Here is a 10,204-nt window from a genome sequence, read left to right on the forward strand (position 1 = left end):
CCAGGGCGCCGGGCGTCGGCACCGGCCGCACCGCTGCCGACGGCGCGCATCGGGACGTACCGACACGATCACGCACTGTTCGTTCTCGTCGATCCGGACGCCCTCGACCACCGTGTGTTCGGCCGTCAGCGTCCGCTTCCATATCCTGAAGAGGGACACGCCGTTTTCCTGCTTGATCCAACTTGAGCCTCGAGACCTCAAGCCTGGCAGGAGACGGCGTGTTTCCCGTATCAGGGCAGGTCAGGGCACCCACGCATGCGGCAGGAGAGCCCCTTTTGATCTCCGCCCGGTGAGTCTGTGGGTGGGCGCGAGGACGAGAACTGACCGCGACCGGCTACGACTGTTGCACCCAGCGCATGTTGCACCCAGCGCACCGCGTACTCCCACCTGAGATGGCCGCCCTCGAAGCCGAACTCTGCGGCTCCTACCGCGACGCCTTCGGCCTGTGCACCGGCTTGCGGCCTCCGTGGCCGCGTCGAACGCCGCTGCGCCGCCAACGCGACCTCGACCGTTCCCCGGAGTCACTGGGCGCCCCGTCCGCCCAGCCCTGGAAGTGGGTTGCCCGCCCGCACGAGTGCGGCACCGTCGGCCAGCCAGAGATCCCCCGAGCACCCTGTGCGGATGGTCCCGCAGTTAAGCCCGAGCCGCCGCTCTGTACGCGTCGTTGAAGGCGTCGATGTCCGGGATGACGGGGATCACCGGGGCAGGCAGGGTGTCGACAGCGGCTGCATGAGGGGCATCGCGCCGGGCGGGCCCGGCCGATTGCCACAGCTGGCGACGGTGAGGGCCGTCGCCGGATCCGATCGGGGGATTCCTCTGCCTGAGCGGCTCGCCCGATTGCGGGCGAGGCGACGTCACCTTAACTTCAACGCGGCGGAGGCATTCTGGAAAAGTCGGCATAATCCCCTTATGTCGGCTTCCCTGGCGTCGAATGGAGCATTCATGTCGGTGATGACCGGTACACCACCCCAGCAGCAGTTCGGCCAGCAGATCGGGGCCCCGCAGCAGCAGCTCGCGCAGGTAGTCCAGCAGGCGATCCAGCAGGCGTGTCAGCAGGCGAGCCAGCAGGTCGCGCAGCGTCTGCAGCAGACGCTGCAGCAGATCCAGCAGGTCCAGCAGCAGCTGCAGCAGCAGGGCATTCCCCAGCAGCACGCGCACCCGTACCTGGCGGTCGCGCTGCAGCACACGCTGCAGCAGGGCGTGCGCAACGCCGTGGAGCAGTCCGTGCAGCAGGCGCTGCCGACCGCGATCGTCGCGCTAGTGCAGCAGGGCCAGCAGGGCCAGCAGGGCCAGCAGGGCCAGCAACTGTGGGGCGGCGGTTACGGCCCGCAGGGGATCAGCCAGCAGTTCCCGCAGTACCAGCAGCCCGGCTTCGGCTTCGGCCAGATGGGTCAGCCCTTCGGTATCGGGTGACGTCCGGGCGGCGCGCTGTGCGGTGTGCCGGGGAGTCGTTTTCCGGGCACACCGCCTCACCGTGGATTTTCCGAGTGCGCCCCGTCATACGGGGCGCCTAGACGCGCCTACGGCCGTGGCTCCCGCCGTCCACGGCTCCCGGCACGGTGTGGGGAGGCCGTACACCGTTGTGGACGCTCTCCCGCCGGGCATGTCCGGGGGCTGGCTAGGGGCGGCGGTTGTAGTTGTAGACGGCGAGCTGGTCGATGATCTAAAAGCCCCGGCACGGCGTGGCGGGCGCGGTGCGATGCGTGCTGCCGACCGACGGGCCCGGGCAGATCGTATGGCTCCATGCCCGCGACGTCACGGACCGCGATGGCGTGCACCCCACAGCCGTCCGACCTGTACAAAGCGCGACGCCGCGCCGGGCTGCTGCCCGCTGCGTCGGCTGCTGCCCCAGTGCGTTGTTCTCGCCAGCCGAGCGCCGTGTCAGGGTCCGCCGGGTGGCGGTATGTCCTAAAGAGTGGATTGGCCGGGTTGATGGTTTGCTGCGGGGTAACGGAGGCCTCGATCGGGGCCCGCCGCTCATCGGTGTCCCGCGAGCACCCACGAAGGAGTTCCGCATGTCGGTTTACACCCCGCAGCAGATCGGCCAACCGGCTGCACAGCAGCCCTACGGCCAGGTGCCGTCCTTGGGCCTGTGACCTGCCCGGCCGGGTCAGGGCGGCATGGCTCTCGTGACGTCATCATGCCCGGCCGGATGCCGGCCGCAGCAATCTGTCTGCGGCAGTTGTGCCGGCGGCAGCCCGGCTGCCGCCGGCACAACCAAAGGGACCTACGGACATCCGATGGAGTGGTTGGGTGATGAGTGAGCAGGGCGGGACCGGCGGCGTGAAGCCGGGCAGCAACAGCAAGGGCGCCAAGGCGGCCGGCAGAAAGGAGCAGGCGGGGGACCAGGACGCGCTGCAGGGGCGGCCGGGTGAGCCGCCGGAGCAGGGCGGCAGCCAGCCTCAGCAGCCGCTCGCGGCGGCCTCGGATGGCGGGCGGGCAAGCTGGGGCCGGTATTTGGTGGCGCCGCGGCCACTGGGACTGCTGCCCGGCAGGGTGCCGCCGCTGGAGGCGCCAGCGTTGTTCGCGTTGCTGGAAGAGGATCCCGAGGTCGAGCCGGTGGCGCAGGTGCGGCCCGCCCGCGCCAAGGGGCCGGACGCGGGCGGCCCGCATCCGGCGTGTCCGCCGGTGGCGGTGGTGGCGATGCCTACCGAACGGGCCCGCGCGCTGGCCGCGAACCCGCAGGTGATCGTGGAGGCCGACCAGCCACTGGCCTACACTCCGCTGCCGCAGGCCGCTGCCGCCGCTTGTGGCATGGATCCGGCCCTTACCGTGCCGCTGGCCGAGCCGGCCCCGTGCTGATGGTGCTGGTAAAGGACGGGGAGGGCAAAGCGGTGGCCGACGCGCACGTATGGGCCGTCGGAGTCGCGGAGCAGACGCACGCCCTCACTGGCATCGACGGGCGGGCCACCCTGCTCCTGGCCACCGACACCCCGGACACCGTGCACACCCTGCACGTGCGCCCCACCAGCGGTTACTGGCCGCTGCGCATCGAAGGACCCAGGCTCCTAGGCAGTGCCGACGAGGTGGTGGTCGAGGTGCAGGCGCTGGCGGAAACCTTCGAGGGCTTTCCCGAGCGGGCGCTGACCGGGTGGGGTGTGCAGGCAATGCGGCTGCACCAGATCCCGCCCACCTACCGCGGCCACGGCATCAAGATCGCCCTCATCGACTCCGGGATCGACAGCACCCACCCAGACCTTGAGGACACCGTCCACGCCGGATACGACTTCACCCACCCTGGCAACGCCACCTGGCGCACCGATGCAACCGGGCACGGCACCTGGTGCGCGGGTGTGATCGCCGCGAAGGACACCCGCACCGGCATCACCGGCATCGCCCCCGAGGCCGAACTGCACGCACTCAGGCTGTTTCCCGGCGGGCACGTCAGCGACCTGCTGCAGGCCATCGACTACTGCATCGACCACGACATTGACGTCGCCCAGATCAACCTCGCCTATTCCGTGCCGTCCCAGCTGGTGGCGTTCAAGCTGATCGACGCCCAGGCGGCCGGTATTACGGTTACCGCCCCGGCCGGGGAGACCGCTGGCGTTGTCACCCACCCCGCCGCCCTGCCCGGCGTGCTCGCCGTCGGCGCGCTCGCGCACACCGGTACCCAGCCCACCAAGGCCCCCTTCACCCTCGCGCAGCCGCCCTGGCCCGGACCCTACCCGGCCCCATTCACTCCCACCGGCCCCGGTGTTGACCTGACCGCCCCGGGCGTCGCGGTGATCACCACGGCGCCGGGCGGCGGCTACACCCCCGCCAACGGCACCGCGCTTGCCGCCGCCCACATCACCGCACTGGCCGCGCTCGTCCTGGCCCACCACGACCACCTTCGCGGCCCGGCCGCCGCACGCACCCCAGCCCGCGCCGACCACCTGCTCACCCTGCTGCGCACCGCCTGCCAGCCCGTGTTCACCGCCGAGACGGCCCGCACCGGGGCCGGCCTCGTCGATGCCCCCACCGCCCTGGGCATCCCCACCAGCTGGCACACCGCCCCCTACGCGGCCGCCAGCCATTCCCAACCCGGAGCCTGAGCACACCCGGCTACACGACGAACGTCGCGGCTTCAAGCGGCAGTCCGCCAGTGAACACGTCCGAGCACGAGGCCGGAACTCTGGAGCAAAGCACGGAAAGCTTCCCGGTAAGTAGCTGTTGTCGTATCGATCTTGGGGTTTGTCGATCGAACGGGAGTCTCGATTGGGTGGTCGTGGGGTACTCGGCGCATACGAGTAGGGCCTCCTGAACAGCTCGTTGGTGTCTAATCACCGAGCAGCAGGAGGCCCTGGTGCCGCAGTCTTCCGTGCCGATGTCCGGGCAGTCCAACTGGGCCACCCGGGAGTGTGACTGTCTGGCTCACCAGTTCGGGAACGCCGCAGACAATCCGATGCGTGAGCGCCGGTACCCGACCGATATGACGGACGGCGAGTGGGCCGTCGTCCGCTCGTTGCTGCCGGCGCCGGGCTGGATGCGCGGCCGCGGTGGACAGCCGGAGGCGTACTGTCACCGGCAGATGTTGGACGCGATCCGCTATCTCGTCGACAACGGCATCAAATGGCGGGCGATGCCGGTTGACTTCCCGCCGTGGGACCGGGTGTATGCCTTCTTCCGCCGCTGGCGTGATCACGCGCTGGTCAGGGAGTTCCACGACCGGCTGCGCGATCGGGTCCGCGAGCAGCTGGGCCGCGATACGCAGCCGACGGCAGGTGTGATCGACTCGCAGTCCGTCAAGGCGGACGCCGTCGTCGGATCGGACAGCCGGGGCTTCGACGGCGGCAAGCTGGTCAACGGGCGCAAGCGGCACGTCGTGGTCGACACGCTCGGCCTGCTGCTGGGGGTGATGGTCACGAGCGCGGATGTCGGCGACCGCACCGCCGCCCAGATCCTGCTCGAGCGGGTGGCCGACGCGCACCACCGCCTGGCCCTCATCTGGGCTGATGGCGGCTACACCGGCAGCCTCGTCGAATACTGCCTGGCCGCTCTCGCTTTGGTCCTTGCCGTCGTCAAACGCAGCGACGACCAGAAGGGGTTCGTGGTGCTGCCCAAGCGGTGGATCGTCGAGCGCCTCTTCGCGTGGCTGATGCGCACCCGCCGCCTGGTGCGCGACTTCGAGCGCAGCACCACCAGCGCCGAGGCGATGGTCTACTGGTCGATGAGCCTACTCATGACCCGCCGACTGGGCCGGCCACACTCGCAGCGAGCGTGAACCGGCCCGGCGCAGGCTCGGCCAGCCAGCCGCGGGCCACCAGCCGTTTCGCCTTCGACCGCAGCGCCTCCACCCGCGCCGGCACCACGTCCATGCCGAACTGAGCGGCCATCTCCTGGCAGGTCACCGGCCCCTGGCCCAGCCGGGCCCGGTCCGCCAGGACCTTAAGGATGCGCTGGTAGTCCGCCGACAGTGCCGACCAGGCCAGTCCCTCACGCCACACCGGCACCTGCGACTTCACCTTCGCCGCCTCCGGCACTTGCGACGTCTTTCCGGTCCGCTCCTCGGCGGCCGGCGTGGTCCTGTCGGCTGCCGCGTGATCCTGCCCGGTTTCGTCCGCCGGGGCCAGCACCTCGCCGACCCGCGAGCGCGCGATGGCCCACTCTTTCCACTCCCGCTCGGCCACGGCCAACTCGGCCTGAACGCGGTCGGCCTCCTCCCGCAGCTCGTCCACGCGACGGCGAGCACCCAGCTCACGCTGTTCCAACAGCCCAACCACCGACGGCATCCACGACCTCCCGGAGAGCGACAGCACGACCAGGCCACTACTCCCACAGGACCACCGACCCTACGCCCGACCAGCGGAAACGAAGTCCTCAAGCCCGGAAAGGCAACAGCTTCTAAGGCTCTTATGGTCGCTCGCCCTCGACGCGGTGGTCGCCGCCAGCCCCGCGCTGTCGTACGCCCTACACGGCCGCACCCGGCACCGCTGCACTGCCGATGACCCGACCGCGCCCCGCACGCCCATCCGCGCCCCGCACCCCCAGCCCTGGAAGTGGGTGCCGTGCCCCCACGGATACGGCTACGTCGGCCAGCCCGAGATCCGCCCGAGCATCCTGTACGGACTCATCCCGCAGATCAGCCCCTCCGCCACACCGGCCAACGTCGAGAACGCCCGCTGACCCCACCAGGAGGAAGACGACAGCCATACCCTTCATCCCGCCGGGAGCGGGCGCCGGACGTACATTCGGGTACATGGATGAGGAGCCCGCCCGTATCGATCCCACCACGGACCGCGCTGCAGCGGCGCTCATCCTTGGCTGCTCCCCGAACCAGGTCGGCTACTGCGCACGCTGCCAGGGCCTGACGGTGCGCTACGGGCCCAACGCCCAGCTCACGTGTCCCCACTGCCAGGCGATCGAGCGCCAGAACCGCTAGCCCGTCCTCAGGTCGGGTGACGCGTGCGTAAACTCGCCCTGCATGGAGGGGTGGAAGTTCTGGTGGGGGATTGCGGCCTTCTTTCTGGGCGGCCTATCGACACAGCCCAGTCAACCACCGCGTCGGGCCATCGAAACTGAACGGCAACTCAAGCGGTGGTATTTGATGCCGTGCCTTAGTGTGGGCCATAGGCGTTGTAGTGCCTCTGATAATTGATCAGAGGCTCGGCGCGGGCGCATAATTTACGTCGGTGATATCACACCAGGAACACATTTGGCACCTTCGGCGGATTGTTCGGAATGTGCCGCAGCCCTGGGTTTTTACTCAACGTTGAAGGCGCAGTGATCATTATGCATAGGAAACTTCCCTTCCTGCTGGGCGCGATCGCCCTAATCGTCAGCCCCGTTGTGCCCACTTCTGCCGCAGCCGCGGCAACACCATCCGTAGCCCCGGCGCAGGTGAAGGAATGGTGCAGCCAGGTGACCGGCGCACCGAGCGGCTACATGGTTGCTGTGGTCTGTGTCGCCGTCGACACCGCAAAGTCAGCCACCACACCGCGCGGCTACGTCCGCGTGGCTTATCAGAACACCGATCAGAGTGGTTACGCCCACGCCGTCACCGTGTCCAAGAGCGTCATGATCAATGGGCGTACCTCATCTGTGGGGCAGTGTTCGACAGAGACCGTGAGCCCAGGAAAGACCGGCCGTTGCCCTGGCGACGAACTGTTTGTGGTGCCTCCCGGAGCTACGATCCAAGGCGTGGCTGATATCTCCATTGGCGGAGCTGCGACGACCATCCAAAGCCCCCCCGAGACGGTGCCGCAGTAGCGATCACAAGTCGTCAGTTGCCGGTGCTTTGCCCCCGCTTGCAGAGTTACTGCTCCAGAGTGAAGACGGCATTGACTGCTGACGCGAGGCAGTTGGGGCTGCAGCGGGCATGTGTCGGGTGGTCGCCTGAACCAGGAGTAGGACGTTGTTTGAAGAGCCGTGCTTCCCGCGGCCGGGTGGCGGCACCGGAGTTGCTTGGTCATCGAGGGAGTGTGGCTGCGGCGGTTCGTCCGACACGCAGGGCACGGGATGTGTGCCGGCGTGTGCAGAACGCCCTAGGACGATGCCGTTGCTTGACCAGGAGGTCCAGCATGCTCGCAAGAGGTCGAAGGAGCTGGAGAACATCGGCAGGCGCACGAGCCGTCACCGGCTGCTTCCGGCTCGGAACCGCCTTGGCCGCCATCGTCGCGATGGGCCCGGTGGCCGCCGCATCCGCATCCTCGGGGGCTGAATCCCCGGTTCTGGCCAGCAGCGCCGCCATCGGTCAGCCGGGCGGGACGGCGACCTTGGCCGGCGGAAGACCAGCCGTCCCGGGAGGCGCGGTGCCGCCAGCCAAGCAAGCGGAGGTGAAAACCGGCGGTTTCTATGCGCTGCAGGTGCGCGCCGCCAAGCCCGTCGCCACCCTGGCCAACGCGATCGACTGGCGCAACCGGCAGTACACCACCACCTGCGCTGGCCGGTCTCATAGGCCGCTCACCGTGAACCTAAAGGACGGCAAGGGCGAGGCATCAGGCACCGGGATCAGCGACTACGACAGCTTCCAGGTAGCCGTGGAGGCTCTCGCCACCGGCGACCTGACCGGAGACGGCAGCGACGAAACGGCTGTGCTCCTGGCCTGCACACCACAGCCCAGCAACTTCTTCGTCGAAGAAGTCCAAGTCTTCGGCCCTGGCGGAAAGGCCGTGGGCATACTCCCGCAGGTGCCGGCCGACCCCGAACAACCACTCCCGCCCGAGTACGACCCGAGCCACTTCTCGATACGCAGCGGCGCCTTGGTCACCCGCATGGAGTACTACGCCCCGACCGACTCCCACGCAAGCGGCCCCTCAATGCACCGCACCCTGACCTGGCACTGGAACGGCCACACCTTCACTCACTGACCAAGTGCCCACGCGACCCGTGGGCGTGTGCCATCGCATAAGGGCAATCTCGAACGCATGCACGAGCCGTCTTGTGCTGCGGCTGACGCCGTGGGCACGCATGAGCCGCGACGGCAGACTCTCCCTGATCTGGCCCTCCTTGATCTTCTGACGCAGAGAATCTCAAGAGACCCCCAAGTACGTACCCCGCGGGCTGGCCTGCGGCACGTGGCCTCCCCTTCCAGTTACGTGGCGGCTTCCTCTACCAGCGTCCCACCCGCCCGGTTGACCGACACCAAGCGTCCCAGTTGTCCGGCTGTCCGGTTACGCCCCTCACCTACAAAGACAGCCCAGACAGCTCAAAGTGCCGGCGTCCGTGCCGTCCGATCACGACGGGCTGCAACACCCGGGATGTTGCAGCCCGTCGGCGAAGCCGACCACTCAAGGTCGTGGCGCAGCAGCTGGTCCGCGAGGCCAGCTCCCGTCCCGCCGGCCTCGCAATGGTGTTCAAGCTCGTCGAGTTCGCCCAGGCCCGCCGACGGGCCGTGAACGCACCCACCTCGTCGGAGCAACCTCCTGACCAGCGACGATGCCCGTCTGATCAAGGACTACAACTGTTGTGGATGATCAATCCAGGACCCGGGCGCGGCCGACCAAGCAGGAGAGGAAGGTTGGCCACGCCATGATGGCAGCGGACAGCGCCCTGCGTAAGTCCGCGTGCGAGGGCGCGCAACATCGCCGAGGCGTACACCACCTTCGACGGACGCTACTGGATCCTCACCCGCCAGACACTCCTCACTGTTCACGTCAGATAGCGAGGTACTTCCTGAGTTGGCGGCCGCAGGCGTGCGGGCCGGATCCCCGACCACGGTGGGGAACGTGCCGTCCGATCTGCGTTCCGCCTAAAACCTGGCCGGGTACCCTCGGGATCCGGCCGCACGGTGGCGATCGTCGACGCCCTGGACGGCTCGAACGCCGAGTCCAACCTCGTCACTTACCGCAGCGCCTACGGTGTGCCGTCGTGCACCACCGCTAACGGCTGCTTCCGCAAGGTGAATCAGAACGGCCAGACATCGCCGCTGCCCTCCGGTGACTACGGATGGGGTACGCAGCCGGACGTCAGCGTCTGCCAATCTGGGTCGTTGTCGGGTCGGACCATGGTCCGACCCGAGCCAGCAACTCGCCTGAAGGCAGAAGGTCGCCGGTTCGACCCCGACCTCAGCCACCACCCGCGCTAGGGTGCCGCAGGCAGGGACCTGTGGCCGACGTAGACCCGATTGCGGACGCATCCTGCGTGCGCGCGTGGATTCGCGCCGCGTTCCTGTGGTGGGCCAAGGATCAGCTTGGAGGATTTGAGTGCGTGACACCCCGACGGACGCCGCTGTGGACGACCTGCCGAGATTTCATGATTTCTTCGCCCCCGCTCTAGCCGTCCTGGCGGCCGGGGAGACGATGCAGACGCGCGACATCATCGCCGAGGTCTCCGACCGGCTCGGGTTGACCTCCGAGCAGCGCAACCAGGTCATACCTAGCGGACAGCGGCGCCTCGACAATCGCGTGACGTGGGCGTTGAGCTACCTGTTCCACGCCGAGGCCGTGCGGAAGCCCCGTCGTGGTCTGTTCGAGATCACGGAACGGGGACTCAAGTTGGCCCAGGTGCATCCGGATGGGTTTGGCCTGGATGTACTGCGGCAGTTTGAAGAGTTCCGTGCTTTCCAGGCACGATCCAAGGGGTCCGTAGGGGCGCAGGCCGACGGCCCCACTGGCGCCGATGACACCAGTGATCAAACACCTTTCGAGCAGATCAGCGCCGCGGTCGAACAGCTTGATGCCGACGTTGCCACCGAACTGGTGCAGCGTCTTCACGCCGCCCCGCCTGAGTTCCTGGAGAAGGCGGTCCTGCGCCTGCTAGTCGGCATGGGCTATGGCGGCAG

11 protein-coding genes are annotated in these 10,204 nt (G+C 68.2%); 10 read left to right on the forward strand and 1 reads right to left on the reverse strand.

All coding sequences use genetic code 11. The features are described from left to right. The first annotated feature begins 942 nt into the window (after nt 1-942). From ACWDA7_RS45890 to ACWDA7_RS45905, 4 genes are all read left to right on the forward strand, one after another. A complete protein-coding gene (locus tag ACWDA7_RS45890; protein WP_450613252.1) occupies nt 943-1,413 on the forward strand; it encodes a hypothetical protein in 471 nt (156 codons plus the stop codon). A gap of 843 nt (nt 1,414-2,256) precedes the next feature. Next, a complete protein-coding gene (locus ACWDA7_RS45895; RefSeq protein ID WP_450613254.1) occupies nt 2,257-2,802 on the forward strand; it encodes a hypothetical protein in 546 nt (181 codons plus the stop codon). Continuing rightward, nucleotides 2,802-4,037 (forward strand): S8 family serine peptidase, encoded by a 1,236-nt coding sequence (locus ACWDA7_RS45900; protein ID WP_450613255.1) that lies wholly within the window; start codon nt 2,802-2,804, stop codon nt 4,035-4,037. The genes ACWDA7_RS45895 and ACWDA7_RS45900 overlap by 1 nt, the downstream gene beginning before the upstream one ends. 251 nt (nt 4,038-4,288) lie before the next feature. Further along, entirely contained in the window at nt 4,289-5,206 is a 918-nt protein-coding gene (locus tag ACWDA7_RS45905) for an IS5 family transposase (protein ID WP_450613256.1), read from the forward strand. Here the strand turns inward: ACWDA7_RS45905 and ACWDA7_RS45910 are convergent. Then, nucleotides 5,163-5,714: a hypothetical protein gene (locus ACWDA7_RS45910; RefSeq protein ID WP_450613258.1), complete on the reverse strand. Its 552-nt coding sequence runs from the start codon at nt 5,712-5,714 to the stop codon at nt 5,163-5,165. The two genes, ACWDA7_RS45905 and ACWDA7_RS45910, sit on opposite strands and share 44 nt — an antisense overlap. Nucleotides 5,715-5,859: 145 nt before the next feature. On the opposite strand from ACWDA7_RS45910, the gene ACWDA7_RS45915 reads away from it, so the two are divergent. The 6 genes from ACWDA7_RS45915 to ACWDA7_RS45940 all read left to right on the forward strand — a co-directional run. Next, nucleotides 5,860-6,108 (forward strand): hypothetical protein, encoded by a 249-nt coding sequence (locus tag ACWDA7_RS45915; RefSeq protein WP_450613260.1) that lies wholly within the window; start codon nt 5,860-5,862, stop codon nt 6,106-6,108. Nucleotides 6,109-6,181: 73 nt separating this feature from the next. Continuing rightward, nucleotides 6,182-6,364 carry a hypothetical protein gene (locus tag ACWDA7_RS45920; RefSeq protein ID WP_450613261.1) on the forward strand — a complete coding sequence of 61 codons (183 nt, stop codon included), beginning with the start codon at nt 6,182-6,184 and terminating at the stop codon, nt 6,362-6,364. A gap of 341 nt (nt 6,365-6,705) precedes the next feature. Then, entirely contained in the window at nt 6,706-7,191 is a 486-nt protein-coding gene (locus ACWDA7_RS45925; RefSeq protein ID WP_450613263.1) for a hypothetical protein, read from the forward strand. A 542-nt stretch (nt 7,192-7,733) separates the two neighbouring features. Then, nucleotides 7,734-8,291, forward strand: a complete 558-nt coding sequence (locus tag ACWDA7_RS45930) for a hypothetical protein (protein ID WP_450613265.1) — start codon at nt 7,734-7,736, stop codon at nt 8,289-8,291. 920 nt (nt 8,292-9,211) lie between these two features. Continuing rightward, nucleotides 9,212-9,508: a hypothetical protein gene (locus tag ACWDA7_RS45935; RefSeq protein ID WP_450613267.1), complete on the forward strand. Its 297-nt coding sequence runs from the start codon at nt 9,212-9,214 to the stop codon at nt 9,506-9,508. Between the two features lie 118 nt (nt 9,509-9,626). After that, the coding region (locus tag ACWDA7_RS45940; protein WP_450613268.1) for a winged helix-turn-helix domain-containing protein at nt 9,627-10,204 on the forward strand (578 nt) is incomplete at its 3' end.

This window comes from Streptomyces sp. NPDC001156 (assembly GCF_053598275.1).

Coding starts and splice junctions, on each gene's coding strand:
- ACWDA7_RS45890 (WP_450613252.1), top strand. CDS start 943: ATGTCGGTGATGACCGGTACACCACCCCAGCAGCAGTTCGGCCAGCAG.
- ACWDA7_RS45895 (WP_450613254.1), top strand. CDS start 2,257: ATGAGTGAGCAGGGCGGGACCGGCGGCGTGAAGCCGGGCAGCAACAGC.
- ACWDA7_RS45900 (WP_450613255.1), top strand. CDS start 2,802: ATGGTGCTGGTAAAGGACGGGGAGGGCAAAGCGGTGGCCGACGCGCAC.
- ACWDA7_RS45910 (WP_450613258.1), bottom strand. CDS start 5,714: ATGCCGTCGGTGGTTGGGCTGTTGGAACAGCGTGAGCTGGGTGCTCGC.
- ACWDA7_RS45920 (WP_450613261.1), top strand. CDS start 6,182: ATGGATGAGGAGCCCGCCCGTATCGATCCCACCACGGACCGCGCTGCA.